Genomic DNA, 22,247 nt, shown 5'->3' with positions numbered 1-22,247 from the left:
ACCCCTCTCATAACCATTTATTTTTAACTTTACGGTTTTATTTACATTAATTTTATTAAGTTTTTAACCATATCCTATTAACTCAAAGTATTATTATTTATTTTTTCAAATATTCTACTGCTTCTTGCTCAATAGTTAATCCTTTTTTATAATTTTCTAAGAATTTTTCATATCCAATAACCATATTTTCATTTGGTTCTATTGTTATAGCTTCTGCTTCTCCAAAAATAGTATTATTTAAAAATTCTTCTAAAGAATTATTTTCTTGTTTTTTATCAAGATATAATGCTAACAATGCAATTCCCCATGCACCACCTTCTCCTGCTGTTTCCATTACAACTACCGGTACATTTATTGCTGCAGATAAAATACTTTGTGCTACTCCCTTTGTCTTAAAAATTCCTCCATGCCCAAGTATCTTATCAATCTTTACATTTTCTTCTTTTGTTAAGATGTCCATACCAAGCTTCATAGCTCCAAAGCATGTATATAGTTGAACTCTCATAAAATTAGCTAGGCTAAACTTTGCATTTGCGGGATGTAAAAACATCGGACACCCCTCAGTTAATCCAACCCCGTGCTCACCTGAATAAAAACAATAAGACATTAAATCTCCACAATCATCATCACCATCTAAAGCTTTTTCAAATAATGTTTTATACAATTCACTTGCTTTAACATTAACTCCAAATGCTTCTAAGCATTGATTAAAGATTCCCATCCATGCATTGATATCAGATGTACAATTATTTGAATGTGCCATTGCGACTAAGGCCCCAGTTGGAGTTGTAACCATATCTAACTCTTTATGAACTTTAGATAGTTCATTTTCAAGAACAACCATTGCAAATGCTGAAGTTCCTGCTGATACATTTCCTGTCTTTTTTGCTACACTATTGGTAGCTACCATTCCAGTTCCTGCATCTCCTTCTGGTGGACAAAGCTTTGCACCATATTGTAATTCTCCTGATGGATCTAAAAGTAATGCACCTTCTTGAGTTAATACACCAGCATCTTCTCCTGCAACTAAAACCTTTGGAAGTATATTTCCTAACTTCCATCTATATTCATTACTTGCTATCAATACATCAAACTTCGAAATCATATCTTGATTAAAACTTTTCTTATCTAAGTCAATTGGAAACATTCCAGATGCTTCACCTATTCCCATTACCTTTTTATCTGTAAGTTTCCAATGAACATATCCTGCTAGAGTTGTAAGGAAATCAATACTCTTTACATGCTCCTCATTATTTAAAATTGCTTGATACAAATGTGCTATACTCCATCTTTGAGGAATGTTATATTGGAATAAGTCTGTTAATTTATCAGCTGCTTGTCCCGTAATATTATTTCTCCATGTACGAAATTCAACCAATTGCTTCCCTTCTTTATTAAAAGGAAGATATCCATGCATCATTGCACTTATACCCATTGAAGCTAATCTTTTTATAGTAATATCATATTTTTCTTTGACTTTATCTGATAAATCCTTATAACACTTTTGTATCCCTGTCCATACTTCTTCTAAAGAGTATGTCCAAATCCCATTAACTAAGCTATTTTCCCAATCAAATCCACCAGTTTCAATAACAGTTCCCATTTGATCTACTAAAACTGCTTTTATTCTAGTTGATCCTAGCTCAATTCCTAGAACGGCTTTTCCAGATTCTATCGTCTTTTTTACTTCTTCTAACCTACTCATGTCCTCTCATCCTCCCATCTTCTTATGAAATAAAAAATATTTAATCTTTTATATTAATTCTTTTACCTTATTTACCACAGTTTCTTTATTAAATCCAAATAAATTCATTACCTCATTACCATTACCTGATGCCCCAAATGTATCTATACATAATACATCATCAACATATTTACTCCATCCAAAAGATGAAGCCATCTCTATACCTAACTTCTTAATTCCAGTCTTTAATACACTATTCTTATATACTTCATCTTGCATATCAAATAATCTAAAACAAGGCATTGATACAACATCAACAAATATTCCTTGGTTTTCTAATTCTTTTTGAGCTTTTATTCCTAAATCTACTTCTGATCCTGTTGCTACTATTTGAGCTACTGGATTTTGTGATGCTTCTGAAATTATATATGCACCTTTTCTAACATTATCAACACAGTTAAATTCAGCATTGACATTTATATTTTGTCTTGTTAATACTAATACTGATGGTGTTTCTTTATCTTCTAAAGCTACTTGCCATGCTGCATTTGTTTCATGTGCATCTGCCGGTCTTATTACATTTACATTTGGTATAGCTCTAAGCCCAGCTAATTGTTCAATTGGTTCATGGGTTGGTCCATCTTCTCCAACTGCAATTGAATCATGTGTTAATACATAAATTAATGGTTGTTTTTCAATTGCTGACATTCTTATAGCTGGTTTTAAGTAATCACTAAATACAAAGAATGTTGAAACAAATGATCTTAACCCACCATGAAGCATTATTCCATTTCCAGCTGAAGACATTCCAAATTCTCTTACACCAAACCAAATATTCTTACCTTCTGGAGATTCTTTTCTAAAATCACCTTGTTCTTTTAAGTAAGTCATATTTGAATGTGCTAAATCTGCTGATCCTCCAAATAAACCATCATAAGCCTTTGCAATCGCATTCATTGTAAATCCTGAAGCATTACGAGTGGATATTGATTCATTTTTCTCATATTTAGGTAATACTTCTTCAAAATTAATATTTAACTCGCCATTAATTGCAGCTATCAAACTATCATAAAATTCTGGATATTTTTCTCTATACTTATTAACTAACTCATTCCATTGAGCTTCTTTTTTCTTTCCCCTTGCAATAACACCATTAACAAAGTTTTCTTTTACTTCTGTTGGAACAGTAAATGGCTCGTAATTCCAATTTAACTTTGTCTTAGCTTCTAAATATTCATTAGCTCCTAAAGGTGCTCCATGAACTCCATTAGTTCCACCCTTATTAGGTGCTCCATATCCAATTGTTGTCTTTATCTCAATTAATGTTGGCTTATCTGTTACCTTTTTAGCTTCTTCTATTGCAGCTGAAATTGCTTCTACATTTGTATCACCATCTCCAACCTTAATAGTATGCCAATTCATAGCCTTTACTCTATCGATAATATTATCTGAAAATGAAGTTGAAAGCTTACCATCTAAACAAATATCATTTGAATCATATAGAACTATTAATTTTCCTAATCCTAAATGTCCTGCTAAAGATATAGCTTCATTTGCTACACCTTCCATTAAATCTCCATCACCAACTATTGCATAAGTATAATGATCAATTATATTTAATGCATCCTTATTATATTTAGCGGCTAAATGTTTTTCTGCCATTGCCATTCCAACAGCTTGTGCAATTCCTTGACCTAAAGGACCACTTGTAGCTTCTACGCCATGAGTATGTCCAACTTCTGGATGCCCTGGAGTTCTTGAATTTAGCTGTCTAAATTCTTTTAAATCCTCTATAGTTACATCAAATCCACATAAATGTAACATTGAATATAAAAGTGCTGAACCATGTCCTGCTGATAATATAAATCTATCTCTATTAAACCATTTGCTATTCTCTGGATTAATGTTTATATGTTTATTAAATAACGTATATGCCATTGGTGCTGCACCCATACAAATCCCTGGATGTCCTGAGTTAGCTTTCTCTATTTGATCTACTGATAACATTCTTATTGTGTTTATGCTTTGCATCTCTATTTCTCTCATTATTCCCCTCCAAAATTTAATTTACCTTTAAACCACTTAATATCTTTTATCCATAATTACATTAAATTGTACTTACTTATTTTGTTATAGGTTCTTTAACCTTCACTTTAGACTGTCCGTAATAAGCATTTGCTCCATGTTTTCTGAAATAATGCTTGTCTTGTAGTTCAGACGGTATTGAAGTAATATCTTTATTTAAATTTTCTGTTCTTATTGCCATTTTAGCTACTTCTTCTAAAACTACTGCATTTAATACCGCTTTGCTTGCTGTTTCTCCCCAAGCAAAAGGGCCATGGCTAGCAATGATAATTCCTGGAACGCTTAATTCATCTATATTTCTTTCAGTTAATGTTTCAATTATTACCGAACCTGTATTTTTTTCATATTCATCTTTAATTTCTTCTTTAGTTAATGATCTTGTACATGGAACTGGGCCATAGAATGTATCTGCATGAGTTGTTCCATATGAAGGAATATCTCTTTTAGCTTGTGCCCAAGATGTTGCAAATGATGAGTGAGTATGTACTACTCCTCCGATATTAGGGTATTTTTTATATAATTCTATATGAGTTGGTGTGTCTGATGATGGTCTTAAGTCACCCTCTACTACATTTCCATCTAAATCAACTACTACCATATCACTAGCTTTCATTTTGTCATAACTTACTCCACTTGGTTTAATTACCAAAAGTCCACTTTCTCTATCAATGCCACTAACATTTCCCCATGTAAGTACAACCAAGTCATGTTTTACTAAATCTAAATTTGCCTTAAAAACCTCTTCTTTTAAATTCTCTAACATCTCAATTCCCCTCCGAATATTTATATATACAGTCTAGTTTAATCCAAATATTAAATTAGACTCAGCCTTAAGAAGTTGTATCCCACTCAAATTGTACGTTATTTAAACATTAAACCCTGTTTATTTTTCCATATGTTCCGTACAATTTAATGGTAGCAAATTTTTATTTGTTTGTAAATGTTTTACTGGAAAAATATTTAAATTTTTCTTTTGTTTAATTATTTTAAAATCTAAAAATGGCATTTATAAATAACATATTTGTCATTTATAAACGCCATTTCTTAACATGTTTTAAATTCTTTTTACACTATTTTTAACTACTATTTCAGGTTCAAATATATATGAAACCTTTTCCTGTTCACCATTGATTAAACGTAATAACATTTCAGCTGCTTTTTTACCTAACTCTTCTTTTGGATGAGAAATTGTTGTAATTCCACAATCCAAAACAGCTGATACTGTTGCATCATTATCATATCCTACAATTGATAAATCTTCTGGTATTTTCAATCCTAACTCTTCTGCTACCTTTACTACCTTAATAGCAACTTTATCATTGTAACAGAATATAGCTGTTGGTCTATCATTTCTGCATAATAAGCTTCTAGTAAAGCCATCTATATAAAAATCTTCTTCAAATGTCTTAAACTTACCAACTATTGTAGAGTCTATTTCAATATTATTTTCCTCTAAAGCTCGTAAATATCCTTTTTTACGTTCTATACCTTGTACATCATCTTCCTTAAATAGCCCAGCAATTCTTTTATGCCCCAAATCAATTAAATATTTACAAATAGTATATCCACCTTTTTCATCATCAATTGCTACATAAGATTGTTTATCTTTATCATATGCTGCATTAATCATTAAATATGGTATATTATTATTAGATATTTCTTTATAATAATCTTCATTCGTATTACCTAACGCACTAGCTGTAGGCTCAATTATTGCTCCAACAACATCATATTCTAATAATTTTTTTAACTGTTCTCTTTCTTTTTGTTTTTCATTATTCGTACTTAATAATAGTATGTCATAGCCATTTTTGCTTAATACTTCTTCTATTCCTTTTATTAAGAATGGAAATATATATTCTGATACATATGTTGTTATTACTATTATCATTTTACTCTTTGTCTTTTTACTTTTTTCTAATTTATCTACATATGCACCTTTGCTTCTTTCTCTATAAATGTACCCTTGTTTTTCAAGCTCTAATATAGATTGTCTTACTGTATGTCTACTTACTGAAAATAATTCTCCTATTTCTTGTTCTGTAGGAAGTTTTTCTCCATATACCATTTCTCCATTAAGTATTTTATCTCTATAATATTCAAATATTTCTATATACTTTATTGTTTTCTCCACTTTCCACTGCCCCCTCATATTGTACTTACAATCGCTCTTTCTTAATTTAATTTTAACCTAATTTTATACCTTTTACCATACGAATTTTATGAAAATATTATAAATAGTATATAAAAGATAAAAAACATATATTTAAATGCAACAAATAAATGCCCTTAAGTTTATTCATTATATAAAATAAACTTAAAGGCACTACTCATTTTTACAATTATTTTTCTAGTTCCAAATAATTATATAATGCTCCAATTAAATTAGCATCATTAACTAAATATAGTATTTTGTTATTTTATTAAACCATACTAAGCTTGTATCTCTTATATATTTCCTTTTGTTCTTCTAGTACTAATAAGTCTAATCTTTGACTTATGCTTATTGTCTCCAAGCTACCAATTCCATTTGCCTCTATGGACTCATTTAATAATACTTTAAAAGTATACATTAAAATTTTAATTATATTCATTGTTTTCCTCCACTGGTAACATTTCAACATCAATTATTTTGAGTTATCATATGATTATTATATTATTTCTAATTTAAATAGTTAAATATACCGTTAGTCTTATTTCGTCATTATAAATATATTTAACGTATTATTTTATTTACTTTTTGTAAAATAATTGTTTTATGACTAAATCCACACTATTACATCACTTTTAAAATAAGCAATAAAATTAATATATTTAGATTATTTATATTTTTATTTAATATAACTTTCCATATGTATTGCGTACATTTTATAAAAAAAATGAACTACTATCATCACATGTGTAATAGTAGTTCATTTTTATTTTAGTGTGGTAAAAAATTCATTTTAACATTAATGAAGATGTCTTAATTCTTAAACAATTTTCTTATATAATTCAATAATTTGTTCCTTAGTAAATTCTACTGGATTTCCTGGAGCACAAATATCTTTCATTGCATTTTCAGCTAAAAGATCAAAGTCTACATCATTAACTCCAAGTTCACCTAAAGTAGCTGGGATTCCAACTTTCTTAGCTAATTCCTTCATTGAATCTACAACAAAGGCTGCACATTCTTGAGCTGATTTACCTTCAACATCATATCCAAGTACATTTGCAATTGAAACAAACTTTTCTGGTACATACTTTGCATTTTCCTCTTCAACATATGGAAGTAACATTGCATTGCAAACACCATGTGGCAGATTATAAATTCCACCTAATTGATGGGCCATAGCATGTACATTTCCTAAACCAGCATTACTAAATGCAATTCCACCTAGGAATACTGCATATACCATTTGTTCTCTAGCTTCAATGTCATGTCCATTTTCAACAGCTCTTGGTAAATAATCAAATATTATTTTAACTGCTGCTAATGCTGTTGCATCAGATACTGGATAAGCTCCTGGTGTAACTATTGTTTCGATAGCATGAGTTAAAGCATCCATTCCTGTTGCTGCTGTAAGTGATGCTGGTTTTTCAACCATAAGCTCTGGGTCATTAACAGTTACTGTAGCTAATGAATTTTTATCTACCATAACCATTTTTACATGTCTTTCTTCATCAGTTACAACATAGTTTATAGTAACTTCACTTGAAGTACCTGCTGTAGTATTTACAGCTACTATTGGTAATGACTTATTTTTAGAAAGATTAACTCCTTCATATTCTTTAATATGTCCACCATTAGTTGCTAAGATTCCTATAGCCTTAGCTGTATCTTGTGGTGATCCTCCACCAATTGATACTAAGAAATCACAATCAGTTCCTTTTAATCTTTCTAATCCATCATGAACATTTTTACAAGTTGGATTTGGAACTACTTCTGAGTATACTTCATAAGCTATTCCTGCTCCCTCTAAAACATTTAATACTTTATTTGCTACTCCATTACTCATTAGGAAATTATCAGTAACAACAAAAGCTTTCTTAAATCCTAAATCATTAACTGTTGCTCCTAAATCATTTAAACATCCAGCTCCCATTAAATTAATAGATGGTACATAATATATTGCCATAATATCCTCTCCTTACTCTAATTTTTTCTATATAACTTATAAATTTTTCGTATATTCTTTATTAATATATAAATTAAAGAGTAAAACCTGAATTTCTATTTTTAATACCACATTAGTTTCAGAAATACTTAAGAAAAATACAATTTACCTCAACTTTTCGCTTTACCCTTTAATCCTTAACTTAATTAATTACTTTAAATATTCTTCTGAAATAGTAACATTAAAATCTCTTGCTAAATCTCTAAAATTATCTGAGCTTATAGTTTGTCTCTTTCCGCCCATTGATAGAACTTTTACAAGTATTTCAGCAGACTTCTCAACTGTATCCATAAGTCCAAATGTCAAATCTAAATCCTCACCTGAACAGAACACTCCATGATGTGCCCAAATAACTACGTCATGCTTCTTCATTAATTCACTTGTTGCTTCAGCAATTTCAGCTCCACCTGGAACCATCCAAGGAACTATTCCTACTCCTGATGGGAATACTACTGGACATTCGGTTGCCATTTCCCATAATTCTCTTGTAAATACAGCTCCATCAAGAGGTAATACAAATGTTAAAGCAATTAAATTTGTCGCATGTGAATGCATTATCACTCTATGCTTCCCATTAGTTGCTTCGAATTTAACAGAGTGACTCATTAAATGAGATGGTAATTCGCTAGTCGGTTTAGCACCATTAACTAATCCCCAAACAACTTTATAGTTTTCACCTTTTTCATCAATTTTAACTATTCCTACATTAGCCTCTAAATCAACAGCTACATTTCTTATAAACTTTCCACTTCCAGTTACTAAGAAATATTCATTAGCTAAATTTTTAACTGTAACCCCTATTGGTGAATAATCTCTATTTTCATCAATAATATTCTTAATTGATTCTACATTTTCAGAAGTTAATCTATAAGAAATATTTCCACCATTTCTTTCATGCCATCCTTTAAGCCAAGCATCATTAGTCATTTTCATAAAGTTTTGTACAAATTTCATATCTTGCATACTCATTTTCATTACCTCTTATTCAATAAATTTTGTATATTAGATATCAAAACTCTATTATGGTATTATTTTGATACCTAATATAAACTCTTCTTTTATTATTACTTATAATTAATTTCTCTTTGATAACACTTCTTCTTCATATCTTTTAACATCTTCTATCCAAGATTCACCTACTGGTACATTATTCTTTTCACAGTAGTAATTCCATATATCTCCCATTGGATATGTTTTAAATTCTTCCATTAAGGCTAATCTTTCAGTAAAGTTACCTTCATCTTGAAGCTTTCTTAACAATTCATTTGGAGTTAACATTGCATTTAATAATGCCTTAATCATATTTCTTGTACCAATTGTCCAAGCTGCTATTCTATTAATACTTGCATCAAAGAAATCAAGTCCAATAATTACTCTATCTAATGCATCATTTCTTACTATTTCTTTAGCAATTTCCTTTAACTCATCATCATAAACAACTACATGATCACTATCCCATCTAACTGGTCTACTTACATGAAGAGCAACCTTTTCATCAAATAGTAACATTGATGATAATTTATCAGAAACAACTTCTGTTGGATGATAATGTCCCGTATCCATTAATGACATAATTCCATTTCTTGCTGCAAAGTTTAGATAAAACTCATTTGAACCTACTGTATAACTTTCTGCACCTATACCAAATACTTTTGATTCAACACAATCTAAGTTATAATCTTTATTTGTTTTAACTGCATATATTTGCTCTAAAGAATCTTTAAGTCTTGCTCTCGGCCCTAATCTATCACTTGGAATATCCTTATATCCATCTGGAATCCAAAGATTAGTTAAGCAAGTTTGCCCCAATTCTTTTCCAAAGTATTCACCAATTTTTCTAGATGCAATAGCATGTCTTATCCAGAAATCTCTTATTTCTTTATCTGGATGTGATAATGTTAATCCATCTGCTGCTTTTGGATGTGAGAATATCGTTGGATTAAAATCTAATCCTAGCCCTCTTTCTTTTGCCCAGTTAACCCAGTTTTCAAAATGTTCTGGTTTTATTTCATCTCTTTCAACAAACTCTCCATTACTTTCTAAATAAATAGCATGTAAATTTACTTTATGCTTACCTGGAATTAAACTTAATGCTTTATCTAAATCAGCTCTTAACTCTTCTGCACTTCTTGCTGCTCCAGGGTAATTTCCATTACATTGAATTCCTCCAGATAAAGCATTTTGAACTACTTCAAATCCTTTAACGTCATCTCCTTGCCAACAATGAACTGAAATTTTCACTTTATTAAGTTCTTCTAAAACTTTATCTACATTTATTCCCCATTTTTCATATTGCTCTTTAGCTAATTCATATCTTTCTTTAACATTCATCTTAAACTTCTCCTTTATTTGGTTTAAATATATTTATATCAAATGATTCTTTTATTACTTGCCTAGCTTGTCCTAAATCCTTTAACTCACCAACACTTATTAATTGAGCTACAAGATTTCCTATTGCAGTTGCCTCTACTGGTCCTGCTAAAACTTCTTTTCCAGTAACATCTGCAACTACTTGATTTAATAAATTATTTTGGCATCCTCCTCCAAATATATTTATTCTCTTAAATTCTTTTTCAAATATATCCTCAAGATTTGCCACTGCACTTTTGTAACTATGTCCTAAACTATTAAATACACAAACTGCTATTTCTCCAACTTTTGTTGGAATATCTTGATTAGTTTCTTTACAATAGTTTTGAATTTCTTCAATCATATTGTCGGGTTTTAAAAATCTATCATCATCAACATTAACTATTGATTTAAAATAATTGTGCTCTTCAGCTAGTACTACTAAGTCAGCAAAAGAAAACTCATTATTTAAATTTCTCCTTACCTCTTGTATTACCCAAAGCCCCATAATATTTTTTAAAAATCTAAATCTATAATCAATTCCACCTTCATTTGTAAAGTTATAATCCATAGCTTGTGGTACACAAATCGGGAATCTATTCTCTACGCCAATTAATGACCATGTACCAGAACTTACATAAATACTATCTGAATCATTACATACTGAAGATATAAATGCTGATCCAGTATCATGAGTTGCTGGAAGTATAACCTCCATATCAAATCCAAATTCATCAACTAATTCTTTTCTTAACTTTCCTAAACTTGTCTTTGGCATTTTTATTTCTTGGAACATTTCCTCATTGATTCCATATTCCTTTAAAATATTTTTATCCCAAGTTCTATCAAAAGAATTTACTAACTGTGTAGATGTTGCATTTGTATATTCATTAGCTTTTTTACCTGTAAGTAAAAAATTTAAATAATCAGGAATCATTAAAAATGTTTTTGCCTTTTTTAAGTATTCTGGATTTTTATCCTTAATTGCTAATAGCTGATATAATGTATTAAATCTTTGGAATTGTATTCCTGTGTATAAATACAACATATCTTGCGGAATAACTTGAAATGCTTTTTCCATATATCCCTCAGTCCTATCATCTCTATAGGCAACGGCATTTCCTAGCATCTCATCATTTTCATCTAATAAAACAAAATCTACTGCCCACGTATCTATGCCTATGGTTTTTGGCACTTTTCCAATCTCTTTGCACTTTTTAATACCTTTCTTTATTTCATTAAAGAGTCCTTGAATATCCCAACAATATTCATCTCCTATTTTGCTAATTCCATTTTCAAATCTATATATTTCTTCTAACTTTATCTTTCCATCTTCTATACTTCCTAATATATGCCTCCCACTAGAAGCCCCCATATCAATGGCTAAGTAATAGCTCATCATTTCTCCTCCCTTGCAAAACGTTTACTATGATTAAATTATAAATAAAAACAACCTTGGCTTTAATAACCAAGGTTGTCTAATTTATTATCCTTATTTGCAAATGTATTTTTCCTCAAATATAAATATACATAGTAAAATCACCTTATAACAATAATTTATGATTTTCTAAAATCTTTTGGGGTATAACCATATTTTTCTTTAAATATTTTATAAAAATAAGTAAGATTTTCATAACCAACTAAAGATATTATCTCTACAATAGAAATATCTGTTTCATTTAGTAATTGCTTTGCTTTATTAAGCCTTTTTTCTTGTAACAATTCTTTAAATGTCATATTAGTATGCTTTTTTACTAACTTACTTATTTTATAATGTGGCTGATTCACTATTTCAGATATTTCAAATAAAGTTGCAGTAGAATAATTATTATCTATATACTTTAAAACTTCAATTATAATTAAATTATCATAATTATCTTCTGAATAAACTTCTATATTATTAGGCTTTTTAATTAATTCTACAATTAATAGTCCAACTAATAATTTTATAGTTGTGCTACTCATCATAGTGGGTTCATAAATTTCTATAATTATCTTTTCTAAAGTCTCTTGTATATTATTTTCATTAGAAACTTTAAAATAAAGATATTCACCTTTACTATTTTTATTTAAATATAATGACTTTAATAAAAAGTTAAATATAATGTTATCACTTTCTGATAAGTTAAGAATAAAATCAAAAAATTCCGGTCTTATTATGAAATTAATTATAATATCATCCTCAGAACTTTTTTCTATTGCATGAGTTATATCTTTGTTTAAAAAAATTATTTCGCCTTCTTGAAGTTCTATTTTTTTATTATGTATTACTTCCGTAAGTTTACCTTTATAGACATAATTAAATTCAATATAGTTATGCTTATGTGCAGGGAACTCTATAAACCTCGTATGTTTTCTTATATTTATGAGTTGTCCATCTGCCAATATTTTTTTACTATCTATGATAAATTGTTTATCATCTGTATATATACTTTGATCAATGCTATGTTTTCCTTCTAATATTTCTTTCTCTTCTTGCGTTAATTCCATTAATTTATCTATTATATCTTTTCTCATAATCACTAATCTCCTTATAAGTTAATTATAAGATTAATTTAGTAATTTGGACATATCTTTTACCTATTTGATCTACTACTATAATTGCACTCTGAACTTATATTTAACTTATTAAAATGTTATAATATATATCATTGGAGGGTATTTTTATGGAGAATTTAATTGATTTACACACACATTCATATATTTCAGATGGTAGCTGTAGTCCAACAGATGTGATAAAAGCAGCAAAGAAAAATAAATTAAAAGCAATTTCATTAACTGATCATGATAGTATTGCAGGTTTAAAAGAAGCTAAAATTGCTGCAGAAGATAGTAATATTGAATTAATTAATGGAATTGAAATTAGTGCATTATATAAGGATGGTAGACTACTTCATATACTTGGTTTAGGAATTGATATACATAATGAGTACTTTTTAAATAGCTATAATAAAATGAAAAAAGCAAGAGAAAAAAGTGTTCCAAAAATACTTAAGCATATAGAAAACAATCATGGATTGTCTATAGATATTAACTATTTACATAAAGTGAAATACGATGAATATTTATCTAGATATGATATTTACAGATATATTCTTGAAAATAATATTTGTACTGAACCTCAAAAAGTTTGGGATATATATTTAGATCCAATTCCTTATGGAAATGATGAGTTAATCACTGTAGATGAAGCTATTAAAATGATTCATGAGGCTGGCGGAAAGTCTTATTTAGCTCACTTTAATAAAAGAATTGGTTTAGAAGGTTTCAGTTTTGAAGAAATTGAAGATAATATTAAATATTTAGTTTCTTTAGGGTTAGATGGAATTGAAAGGTACTATCCTTCTTATACTGATGATGATAGAAGACTTTTGGACTATTTAGTATGGAAGTATCAGTTATATTCTAGTGGTGGAACTGATTATCACGGTGCTAATAGGGGTAATATTGAAATTGGATTTGGAGAAGGTGACCTTAAAATTCCTTACTCTTTAATTGATAGTTTAAAAAGATAATAAATTTATTATAAATGTATATATTCCTAATTGGAATATATACATTTTACAAATTGAATTGCTTACTTTCCCATAATAATCTTAAAATTATATAAAAGAATATTATTGAAAGGAGCCATAAAATGAATTACGATTTAAAATTTAATGATAAAAAATATACTATAGAAACAATAACTTTAGATGAGAAAACACTAAAATATCGTGCATTTGAAAACATAATATATGTTAATAATCCAATAGATACTAACTTTCAAAAACTAAGCATATTTGTACCTGAAACTTATTATGAAGGAAATTCAATAGGAAACTATAATTTAAACACTGCACCAATCTTCTTCCCAAATACAGTAGGTGGCTATATGCCAGGAGCTCCTGAAAAGCCTGGTATCAACAAATTTATTAACAAGCCCAATGCTACTTTTTATGCACTTTTACACGGATATATCGTAGTTTCTCCTGGTGCTCGTGGTAGGGGATTAAAAGATAAAAATGGTAAATTTACCGGAACTGCTCCAGCATGCATTGTTGATTTAAAAGCCGCTGTACGTTACCTTCGTCATAATAAAGACATTATTCCTGGTAATGTAGAGAAAATAATTTCTAATGGTACTAGTGCTGGTGGAGCCTTATCTGCACTTCTTGGTTCAACAGGAAACCATCCTGACTATGAATCATATTTAAAAGAATTGGGAGCAGCTGATGAAAGAGATGATATTTTTGCAGCATCTTGTTATTGTCCAATTACAAATCTTGAAAATGCAGATAAGGCCTACGAATGGGAGTTTTGTGGAATAAACGACTATCATAAAATGAAATTTGAAAGAATTGAAGGATCTCCAAAACCCAAACTTGTACCTATAAGTGGTGAAATGAATGAATTACAAATAGAACTTTCTAAGGAATTAAAATCTTTATTCCCTGAATACTTAAATAAATTGAATTTAAAATCATCAAATGGTACATTACTAACAATTGATTCTGAAGGAAATGGAACTTTTAAAGATTATATTAAATCTTTTGTTATTAAATCAGCTCAAAAAGAATTAAATAAAGGAAAGAGCTTATCAGATTTGAAGTGGATTACTATAGTAAACAACGAAGTAACTGATGTAGACTTTGATAAATTTATAAAGTTCCGTACTAGAATGAAAGATACACCTGCTTTTGATAATATATCAATGGGTACACCTGAAAACGAATTATTTGGTACACCCGAAATTCAATATCGTCATTTTACTGAGTTTAGCAAAAATCATTCAATTGTAAATGGTGAATTATCTGAGGAAGCTCAAATTAAATTAATGAATCCGATGAATTATATTTCAGATAATTCTTGTACTACAGCTAAAAATTTCAGAATTCGTCATGGTGCTATTGACCGTGATACTTCACTTGCAATATCAGCTATTTTAGCAGTAACTTTAGAAATGAATGGAGTTAATGTAGATTATGATCTTCCATGGGGAATTCCTCATTCAGGTGATTATGATTTAGATGAATTATTTGCTTGGATAGATAACATAGTATCAAACTAAAAATTATTATAATCAAATATAAAGTATTCTTTTTTGCTCTTATATCAGTAGTCTTAAAATAATAAAAGTAGATATACTTATTATTAAAAATACATATATCTACTTTTATCATAATACATCTTTGTATACCTTATATCCCTAGATTTACATTATAAAAAATGCACCTTCTAATAATGCATCTGTAAAAATCCTTAAAAATAATCTACTTTTATCTACCAAAAATAGGTTCATTAGAATTCCTATTATATAATTTAATAAATCCAATTAAAGAAATTATATTTGCTACAACTCCAAATATATTTGCAACTACTAAAATTTGTTTAGGTAAAAGTAATAACTCCTTTTCAAACTCATCACTGCTATTCATTAAATCTTCTAATTCATTACAACTAATATCATAAAGTACTCCCCTTTGTATAACATAAATTTCTGCTGCAATTACTGCATCTACATCAGGATTTTCAATTTTGTCTATTCTTTTATCGTATTTGCTTTTTATTAAATTAATACTTTTTAATGTAGCACTTAACAAAAAATAGTCACCATAAAACCTCATTATAAAACATGCTGCTTGTAAATATAATCTATCTATATGTTTTTTATCACATTTAGAACTATCTATAACAAGACTAACTTTATATATTTCCACGAATACAACTACATTCAATTCATATAGTATGATTGTAAGTATAGATGCTTGCTTTATTAAAGCTTCTGGTTCTAATGACTTATTTATCTCTCCTTTTTTATATCTTTCATTTAGTTCATTATATCTGCTAAAATCTACATAAGAAATTAATATACTTGCAATTAAGGCTAAATATTGCCCTTCAATTAATAATATATTGGGATTACTATCTGAAGCTTTTTTATTACAACTTATATTTATACTCTGAAGTGTACCACCGAAAAGAAATATATTGGATATCATATATATTAAAATTATCTTTACTTGCAGATTTAATAATGATAATTGAAATTCATCGCTCTTAGATATGTTCTTAATTTGCTCTTTATCCTTCTTATTTTTCGCTCTCTTACACCCCATATATAGTTTACCCCATATTTATTGTCATACATAAAGCTTCACAAACTAAAATACCAAATTAATTATTTAAATAAACTACTAATATCCTAAATTCTACTTGTATTATATGTAAACACTTAATAGTTAGTTACATCTTTCAAATTCAAAAATATTACTAAAACTTATTAGTAGTTTTATCTTTAGCTATTTATTTTGATGTATAACATAGTATCAAAACAAAAATTATTTTAAGAATACCTAAAGTTAAAATTATGTATTCTTATATACTTTAAATACTAAAATTACTTAAATAAATTTAAATTTTATTGACTTCTCCCCATTTACACATCTCTTCTAAAATGGGCATTAAAGATAAACCACGTTTTGAAAGTCTATATTCTACCCTTGGGGGAATTTGAGGATATTCTTTTCTAATAATAATTCCATCCTTCTCTAATTCTTTTAATTGATTATTTAATATTTTATCACTTATTTGCCCTATACACCTCTTCAGTTCCCCATATCTTAATACTTCATACTCCACCAACCAAAACATTATTATCATCTTCCATTTTCCACCTATAATTGAAAGCGTATATCCAAAAGGAGTAGACTTAATATCTGTTAAATCTGAATTTTCCAAGTCCTTCATACTCATTTTTTCACCCTCTTAAAAATTTAATACTAACCCAAAGGTGTGTACTTTACCTAAAAGTGCATACTTGTTTAAATATAAAATACCACATATACTCATATTCGTAAAAGATAGTTAAAGGAGATGGAATTTTATGAAAAAGTGTAAAATTGAAGTTCTTAAAACAACATTCCATGAAGATTTAGCAAAACAATATGGTTGCAAGAATCTTGGAAAATGTCCTATGCATAAAGTAGGAGATATATTTTATGGAGATTATTCAAAACCTGAAGGATTATGTGATGAAGCTTGGAAAGCTATGTATCAATATGTTTTTGCTATATCTCATGGCTGTGACAAATTTTATTATGAAGATTGGATAGATCAAAAGGGAATAGCAATTTGCTCCTGTAATGACGGTATTCGCCCAGTAATTTTTAAAATTGAATCAACTAATGAACAATCTAAAATTAACTACGAACCTATTAAATAATTTAATAGAGACATCAAAAGTTATTTTGATGTCTCTTATTGACTATTATTTATAATCTTCTATTTTAAACTTCTCTAAATCCACTTCAGTAAATTTAGCTCTCTTAAATTTATCTTTTAATTCATAAGGTACAGTACAATCAAATATAGTTTTGCACGCTATCCCCCTATCTCTAATAGTCCAACTATATTCGGGACTTTGTGAAGGATCTAAAGGATGACATCTTACTCCTGGAATAAATATTGTATCAATATCCCCTTGATATCTAGTATTTAATGCCCATAAAACATCATTACTATCAAATGGATCTACATCTTCATCAACTAATATTACAGTTTTTAATTCTGAAAATGCTGATAATGCCAATAATGCCGCTTGTCTTTCTCTACCTTGATCACTAGCCATACTCTTTTTAATTTGTAATATAGCCATATATTTTCCACCACCTGCTGGATGAGCATATACATTTACAAGTCTACCTGGCATTGCTTTTTCAACCATTTGAATTATACTTGCTTCTGTTGGAATCCCAGCCATATTAACATGCTCTTCACTTGGTCCTATACAAGTTTGCATTATTGGATTTTTTCTATGAGTTATAGCTTTTACTCTAATTACAGGTAATTCTTTAGCAGCTTCACCTGTGTAACCTGGAAACTCAGGCATTGCCTTTCCAGTGTTTGTATTCATATCCTCTCTTACTCTCTTATTAGGTACTAACTCACCTTCAATTACATATTCAGCTCTTGCAATTGCAGCTTCATCAACAGTTAAACATTTTACCATTTCAACTGGTTTCTTTCTTATTGCTCCAGCTATAGATAATTCATTAAATCCAATTGGTGTAGTTGGTGGTTCAAAACATGATGCTATTTCAATTGCAGGATCAACACCTATACTAATAGATATTGGTAAAGGTTGTCCACTTTCCTCCGCCTTTTTTCTAAATGCATCTAAATGTCTTACCCCAGGTGTAAAGAACATTGATAATTCATCCTTACCTTGTAAACATAAGCGATGAATTGTAACATCCCCTTCTCCAGTTTCAGGATCTCTTGCATAACACATTCCTAAAGTTATATATGGTCCAGCATCCTCTTCTGTATTAGTAGGTGCAGGTAATATTTTTCTTATATCAAAATCTTCATCTGTTGCATAATGTACAACCTCTTGACACGGTGCATTTTCATTTTCTATTATAATTGGATTTATTGGATTCTTTACTGCTTCATTCAATAAAAAACCTAACTTTTTAGATTCACAACCTAAAAGCATACCAACTCTTTCTCTACTAGCTAAAAGACCGATTATAACTTTAGCGTCTTTATGACCTTTAATATTATTAAAAATCATAGCTGGCCCTATCTTTGTTGGTCTCCTTACAGTTCCTCCAGCACCAACATATCTATATACCCCTGCAAGTTCACCATGTGGATTTACTTCAACATCACTTTTAACTAATTGTCCTTTAATATCTTTTAAGTATTCAATAGCACTTCTTAAATCATTAATTTCTACTTTATTCATACTCATTTACCTTCCATCTTAAATCATTTCTTATATTTATATTAAATTGATCTAATATTTTCATAATATGATGATTTATAATATCATCTAAAGATTTAGGATTTGAATAAAATCCTGGCATTGGTGGCACTATTCTAACCCCTAACTTTGAAAGTTTTAGCATATTTTCTAAATGTATTGAACTTAAAGGTGTTTCTCTAGGTGAAATAACTAATTTTCTTCCTTCCTTAATCATTACATCTGCAGCCCTATCTATTAATGTAGTTGAAAATCCATTACTTATACTGCTTAGTGTCTTCATACTACAAGGAAGAATAATCATTCCATCGGTTAAAAAAGAACCGCTCGCAACACAAGCTCCTAACTCATCATTATTATGTATAAAGTCAGCTAAATCATAAACATAATCTAATGAATAATCTGTTTCAACTTCTAAATTATTAATTGCCCATTTACTCATTATTAAGTGAGTTTTTATTTCTTCTATGTCTTTTAAATATTCAAGTAACCTAACTGCATATACAGTGCCAGTTGCTCCAGTAACTCCTATAACTAAATTCATTTTTCCACCTCATTTAAATTAGTAGTAACTTTATAAAGTTCCACCTTTGATTCTTGGAAAATTTTATTACAACATTCATAGACATCTTCTATCTGCTCTTTTGATATATTATCTATATGTATCCCACAGCTCACAGATATATTTCCATTAAAACTATCTTTTATACTGTTTATAAAAATCTCTCCAATAATATAATCCTTATGATTTTTCAAAGAAATTGTTTTTATTCCCTCTTCTTTTGAATACACAGATATTGCTCCAACATGAGGCTTATCCCCTCCTGTTACTACTGCACACAAATCATCACCTACGAATATTGCCTCTAATTTTATATTTATATTTTTATAACAACGTTCTATTTTTATCATATAATTTTCCCTATTTCTCAAAGTTTTTTAAAGTTACTACTATATACTCAAATTATATTTAACACTATCTTAATGAACAATTCTTTAATTAATATACATTTATTCCATTTTGGAATAAATTCGAAATATATGTCCATTCCTTAATAATTATCGTGATATAATATTAATATATTTCAGAAATGACGGTGATAAACTTATGAATATAGAAAGCTTAAAATACTTCTTAAGTGTAGAAAAATATAATAGCTTTTCTTTGGCTGCTGAAGAATTATGTATATCTCAATCTTCATTATCTAAACATATAAAAAAATTAGAAAGTGAACTTAATTGTGTACTTTTTGAAAGATGTACTCGCCATGTTAAGTTAACAGATGCAGGTATTTCATTAAAAAAATATGCTATAAATATAGTTAGTAATTATGATGAACTAATACTTGATTTAAATAAATTTACCTCTTCATTCCCTAAATTATCTATTGGATATATTCCAGTAATAAATCAATATAATATTGCAAAACTTATTGGAAGTTTTAAAAATACAGTTACTGATTTACAACTTACTTTCCATGAAGGAGAGCACGCTGATATATTAAATTTATTATTCTCTCAAAAAATAGACTTTGCATTTTTAAGAAGTGACACATTAGATTATTCGAACTTAGATATTACTCCTTTAGCTCAAGATGAACTTGTGTTAATTGTTCCTAAATCTCATCCCCTTTCAAAAAGGAAGTATGTTTCTATTTCTGAATTATCAAATGAAAGTTTTATTTCCTTAGGAAAGAATTCTGGTGTTTATGATTTCTTTGTAAGTGAATGTATGAAAGCTTCATTTGAGCCTAATGTTGTTTGTTTTAATAGTAGGATAGAAAATATTATAGGTCTTGTTTCTGCTGGCATGGGTATTTCTCCACTTATGAGAAAAACTGTAGAATGTTTTGATAAGAAAAATATTTCTGTTGTTTTGTTGAAAGAAAAAATACATAGTAATTTATGCTTAGTTCATTTAAAGGATAAGAAATTATCTAAAATTGAAAAAAATTTTAAAGACTATTTAAGCAAATAATGAATTTATTTCTCTCTATAAAATGAATTTACCTCCGGCGAGAGTTCATTTCATAAACTTTCTCCGGAGGAAGTTTTTTTACTATTGCTTGTCCTCTAATCCTAAAAAATTATATAATGCTCCAATTAAATTAGCATCATTTCTAAATTTACATCTAACCACTTTAACTCTTGGAATGTCAAATGGAACTTTATCAAATATCTTTTCAATATTTTTTTGAATATATTCTATTAATATATCTTGTTCACTAATTCCTCCACCGATAGCTATAACTTCAGTATCTAAAACACAATGTAAGTTATACAGTTGAGCTGCTAATTGATATGTAAATTTATCTAACACATCTATAGCTTCCTTATCTCCAGAGTTAACAAGTTCAAAAACCTTAAAACCATCAACTTCTTCTTTAGCTAAGTTTTTAGCCATTGCAACTGCTCCATTTAAAGCTGATGCACCATTAACATATCCCCACATGTTATCAGTACTATCTATTGCAAATGTAGTATCTGTCCATATATAACTAAATTCACCTGCAAAGAAGTGCTTTCCATTAAGTATTTTCCTATCTTTTACTACTGCTCCTCCCACTCCTGTGCCTAAAACAACTACAATTCCATCATTATACTCCTTTAAACTCCCTTTCCATACCTCTGCTAAAGCTGCTGATTTCGCATCATTTTGAATTGTAATCTTAGTTGGACATCTTTCTTGAAGTATTTTAACTATATATTTATCATCATTATATCTAAGCCATCCGCCTGTTCTTGCATAACCATTTTTACTGTCTATTAAACCAGGCATACTTATTGCTATTCCCTCTATTTTATCTTTATATTTATCATATAAATCACCAATAACGTTTACAAAACTTTCAATAGAATCTTGTGGTGTTGCAACTTTTCCTTTTTCTAAAAATTCAACACACTCAGTCATTAACGCATATTTAATTGAACTTCCACCAATATCTAAAACTAAATATTTATTTCCCATAAATACTTCCCCCTCACACTCTACTTTAAAAACTTCTACTTACATTTTAACTTATATTAAATTAACTTCCAATTGTTATTATTATTCAAAATAATTGATTTTTTTTAATTTTTAATACCCTTTCTATGCTGAGTTGGAGAGACTCCAAAATTCTTTTTAAAAGTTCTAATAAAGTGTTCCTTATTATCGTACCCTACCATATATGATATATCAGTTACAGTAAAATTAGTATTTAACAAAAGAGCACTCGCCTTA

21 protein-coding genes are annotated in these 22,247 nt (G+C 28.9%); 4 read left to right on the top strand and 17 right to left on the bottom strand.

The features are described 5' to 3' along the window. Positions 1 to 97: 97 nt before the first annotated feature. The 10 genes from TY07_RS10565 to TY07_RS10525 all read right to left on the bottom strand — a co-directional run bounded on the left by TY07_RS10565 (position 98) and on the right by TY07_RS10525 (position 12,792). Complete coding sequence (locus TY07_RS10565; RefSeq protein ID WP_042399340.1) at positions 98 to 1,705, bottom strand: xylulokinase; 1,608 nt, start codon at positions 1,703 to 1,705, stop codon at positions 98 to 100. A 48-nt stretch (positions 1,706 to 1,753) separates the two neighbouring features. Next, complete coding sequence (gene tkt / locus TY07_RS10560) at positions 1,754 to 3,730, bottom strand: transketolase (RefSeq protein ID WP_042399336.1); 1,977 nt, start codon at positions 3,728 to 3,730, stop codon at positions 1,754 to 1,756. Positions 3,731 to 3,806: 76 nt separating this feature from the next. Further along, positions 3,807 to 4,532, bottom strand: a complete 726-nt coding sequence (locus TY07_RS10555) for an L-ribulose-5-phosphate 4-epimerase (RefSeq protein ID WP_042399332.1) — start codon at positions 4,530 to 4,532, stop codon at positions 3,807 to 3,809. 291 nt (positions 4,533 to 4,823) lie between these two features. Continuing rightward, complete coding sequence (locus tag TY07_RS10550) at positions 4,824 to 5,903, bottom strand: GntR family transcriptional regulator (RefSeq protein ID WP_172676137.1); 1,080 nt, start codon at positions 5,901 to 5,903, stop codon at positions 4,824 to 4,826. A gap of 289 nt (positions 5,904 to 6,192) precedes the next feature. Then, positions 6,193 to 6,363: a Spo0E family sporulation regulatory protein-aspartic acid phosphatase gene (locus tag TY07_RS18090; protein WP_172676136.1), complete on the bottom strand. Its 171-nt coding sequence runs from the start codon at positions 6,361 to 6,363 to the stop codon at positions 6,193 to 6,195. Positions 6,364 to 6,741: 378 nt separating this feature from the next. Next, a complete protein-coding gene (locus TY07_RS10545; protein WP_042399326.1) occupies positions 6,742 to 7,887 on the bottom strand; it encodes an iron-containing alcohol dehydrogenase in 1,146 nt (381 codons plus the stop codon). 189 nt (positions 7,888 to 8,076) lie between these two features. Continuing rightward, positions 8,077 to 8,895, bottom strand: coding sequence for a rhamnulose-1-phosphate aldolase (gene rhaD / locus TY07_RS10540; RefSeq protein ID WP_042399324.1), 819 nt, complete (start codon positions 8,893 to 8,895; stop codon positions 8,077 to 8,079). A 105-nt stretch (positions 8,896 to 9,000) separates the two neighbouring features. Further along, positions 9,001 to 10,257, bottom strand: a complete 1,257-nt coding sequence (rhaA, locus tag TY07_RS10535) for an L-rhamnose isomerase (protein WP_042399320.1) — start codon at positions 10,255 to 10,257, stop codon at positions 9,001 to 9,003. Position 10,258: 1 nt separating this feature from the next. Beyond that, positions 10,259 to 11,674, bottom strand: coding sequence for a rhamnulokinase (rhaB, locus tag TY07_RS10530; RefSeq protein WP_042399318.1), 1,416 nt, complete (start codon positions 11,672 to 11,674; stop codon positions 10,259 to 10,261). A 158-nt stretch (positions 11,675 to 11,832) separates the two neighbouring features. After that, positions 11,833 to 12,792, bottom strand: a complete 960-nt coding sequence (locus TY07_RS10525) for an AraC family transcriptional regulator (protein WP_042399315.1) — start codon at positions 12,790 to 12,792, stop codon at positions 11,833 to 11,835. Positions 12,793 to 12,941: 149 nt separating this feature from the next. On the opposite strand from TY07_RS10525, the gene TY07_RS10520 reads away from it, so the two are divergent. Further along, positions 12,942 to 13,790, top strand: coding sequence for a PHP domain-containing protein (locus TY07_RS10520; RefSeq protein WP_042399311.1), 849 nt, complete (start codon positions 12,942 to 12,944; stop codon positions 13,788 to 13,790). 122 nt (positions 13,791 to 13,912) lie between these two features. Then, a complete protein-coding gene (locus tag TY07_RS10515; protein WP_042399308.1) occupies positions 13,913 to 15,325 on the top strand; it encodes a subtype B tannase in 1,413 nt (470 codons plus the stop codon). A 208-nt stretch (positions 15,326 to 15,533) separates the two neighbouring features. Here TY07_RS10515 and TY07_RS10510 read toward each other — a convergent pair whose 3' ends face one another. Beyond that, complete coding sequence (locus TY07_RS10510) at positions 15,534 to 16,373, bottom strand: hypothetical protein (RefSeq protein ID WP_042399305.1); 840 nt, start codon at positions 16,371 to 16,373, stop codon at positions 15,534 to 15,536. A gap of 295 nt (positions 16,374 to 16,668) precedes the next feature. Beyond that, the gene (locus TY07_RS10505; protein ID WP_042399303.1) at positions 16,669 to 17,010 is read right to left on the bottom strand and encodes a winged helix-turn-helix transcriptional regulator; all 342 of its coding nucleotides are present in this window, start codon (positions 17,008 to 17,010) and stop codon (positions 16,669 to 16,671) included. A 130-nt stretch (positions 17,011 to 17,140) separates the two neighbouring features. Between TY07_RS10505 and TY07_RS10500 the strand changes: the two genes are divergently transcribed. Next, positions 17,141 to 17,479: a TIGR04076 family protein gene (locus TY07_RS10500; protein WP_042399301.1), complete on the top strand. Its 339-nt coding sequence runs from the start codon at positions 17,141 to 17,143 to the stop codon at positions 17,477 to 17,479. Between the two features lie 45 nt (positions 17,480 to 17,524). Here the strand turns inward: TY07_RS10500 and TY07_RS10495 are convergent, their stop codons facing one another. From TY07_RS10495 to lpdD, 3 genes are read right to left on the bottom strand one after another with little or no spacing between them, the layout of a single operon-like run. Next, entirely contained in the window at positions 17,525 to 19,006 is a 1,482-nt protein-coding gene (locus TY07_RS10495; RefSeq protein WP_198133993.1) for a UbiD family decarboxylase, read from the bottom strand. Next, positions 18,999 to 19,568 carry a UbiX family flavin prenyltransferase gene (locus tag TY07_RS10490; protein ID WP_042399296.1) on the bottom strand — a complete coding sequence of 190 codons (570 nt, stop codon included), beginning with the start codon at positions 19,566 to 19,568 and terminating at the stop codon, positions 18,999 to 19,001. The genes TY07_RS10495 and TY07_RS10490 overlap by 8 nt, the downstream gene beginning before the upstream one ends. Next, positions 19,565 to 19,936 carry a prenylated flavin chaperone LpdD gene (lpdD, locus tag TY07_RS10485; RefSeq protein WP_042399294.1) on the bottom strand — a complete coding sequence of 124 codons (372 nt, stop codon included), beginning with the start codon at positions 19,934 to 19,936 and terminating at the stop codon, positions 19,565 to 19,567. Before lpdD ends, TY07_RS10490 begins: the two co-directional genes overlap by 4 nt. Before the next feature lie 196 nt (positions 19,937 to 20,132). Between lpdD and TY07_RS10480 the strand changes: the two genes are divergently transcribed. Further along, a complete protein-coding gene (locus TY07_RS10480; protein ID WP_042399291.1) occupies positions 20,133 to 21,002 on the top strand; it encodes a LysR family transcriptional regulator in 870 nt (289 codons plus the stop codon). Between the two features lie 81 nt (positions 21,003 to 21,083). Here the strand turns inward: TY07_RS10480 and TY07_RS10475 are convergent, their stop codons facing one another. After that, complete coding sequence (locus tag TY07_RS10475; RefSeq protein WP_042399288.1) at positions 21,084 to 21,992, bottom strand: ROK family protein; 909 nt, start codon at positions 21,990 to 21,992, stop codon at positions 21,084 to 21,086. A 104-nt stretch (positions 21,993 to 22,096) separates the two neighbouring features. Further along, positions 22,097 to 22,247 (bottom strand): helix-turn-helix domain-containing protein (locus TY07_RS18895; protein WP_042399285.1); only part of this gene is annotated, 151 nt, incomplete at its 5' end.

The organism is Clostridium saudiense (assembly GCF_000577815.1).
GTDB classification, from domain to species: domain Bacteria; phylum Bacillota; class Clostridia; order Clostridiales; family Clostridiaceae; genus Clostridium; species Clostridium saudiense.
Note: the sequence above shows the minus strand (reverse complement) of the source record. Positions and strands in the feature narration are given on the sequence as shown.

What these genes read in the sequence shown, in the direction of transcription:
- TY07_RS10565 (WP_042399340.1), bottom strand. Translation starts at nt 1,705, where the DNA reads ATGAGTAGGTTAGAAGAAGTAAAAAAGACGATAGAATCTGGAAAAGCC.
- tkt (WP_042399336.1), bottom strand. Translation starts at nt 3,730, where the DNA reads ATGAGAGAAATAGAGATGCAAAGCATAAACACAATAAGAATGTTATCA.
- TY07_RS10555 (WP_042399332.1), bottom strand. Translation starts at nt 4,532, where the DNA reads ATGTTAGAGAATTTAAAAGAAGAGGTTTTTAAGGCAAATTTAGATTTA.
- TY07_RS18090 (WP_172676136.1), bottom strand. Translation starts at nt 6,363, where the DNA reads ATGAATATAATTAAAATTTTAATGTATACTTTTAAAGTATTATTAAAT.
- TY07_RS10545 (WP_042399326.1), bottom strand. Translation starts at nt 7,887, where the DNA reads ATGGCAATATATTATGTACCATCTATTAATTTAATGGGAGCTGGATGT.
- rhaD (WP_042399324.1), bottom strand. Translation starts at nt 8,895, where the DNA reads ATGAGTATGCAAGATATGAAATTTGTACAAAACTTTATGAAAATGACT.
- rhaA (WP_042399320.1), bottom strand. Translation starts at nt 10,257, where the DNA reads ATGAATGTTAAAGAAAGATATGAATTAGCTAAAGAGCAATATGAAAAA.
- rhaB (WP_042399318.1), bottom strand. Translation starts at nt 11,674, where the DNA reads ATGAGCTATTACTTAGCCATTGATATGGGGGCTTCTAGTGGGAGGCAT.
- TY07_RS10525 (WP_042399315.1), bottom strand. Translation starts at nt 12,792, where the DNA reads ATGAGAAAAGATATAATAGATAAATTAATGGAATTAACGCAAGAAGAG.
- TY07_RS10520 (WP_042399311.1), top strand. Translation starts at nt 12,942, where the DNA reads ATGGAGAATTTAATTGATTTACACACACATTCATATATTTCAGATGGT.
- TY07_RS10515 (WP_042399308.1), top strand. Translation starts at nt 13,913, where the DNA reads ATGAATTACGATTTAAAATTTAATGATAAAAAATATACTATAGAAACA.
- TY07_RS10510 (WP_042399305.1), bottom strand. Translation starts at nt 16,373, where the DNA reads ATGGGGTGTAAGAGAGCGAAAAATAAGAAGGATAAAGAGCAAATTAAG.
- TY07_RS10505 (WP_042399303.1), bottom strand. Translation starts at nt 17,010, where the DNA reads ATGAGTATGAAGGACTTGGAAAATTCAGATTTAACAGATATTAAGTCT.
- TY07_RS10500 (WP_042399301.1), top strand. Translation starts at nt 17,141, where the DNA reads ATGAAAAAGTGTAAAATTGAAGTTCTTAAAACAACATTCCATGAAGAT.
- TY07_RS10495 (WP_198133993.1), bottom strand. Translation starts at nt 19,006, where the DNA reads ATGAATAAAGTAGAAATTAATGATTTAAGAAGTGCTATTGAATACTTA.
- TY07_RS10490 (WP_042399296.1), bottom strand. Translation starts at nt 19,568, where the DNA reads ATGAATTTAGTTATAGGAGTTACTGGAGCAACTGGCACTGTATATGCA.
- lpdD (WP_042399294.1), bottom strand. Translation starts at nt 19,936, where the DNA reads ATGATAAAAATAGAACGTTGTTATAAAAATATAAATATAAAATTAGAG.
- TY07_RS10480 (WP_042399291.1), top strand. Translation starts at nt 20,133, where the DNA reads ATGAATATAGAAAGCTTAAAATACTTCTTAAGTGTAGAAAAATATAAT.
- TY07_RS10475 (WP_042399288.1), bottom strand. Translation starts at nt 21,992, where the DNA reads ATGGGAAATAAATATTTAGTTTTAGATATTGGTGGAAGTTCAATTAAA.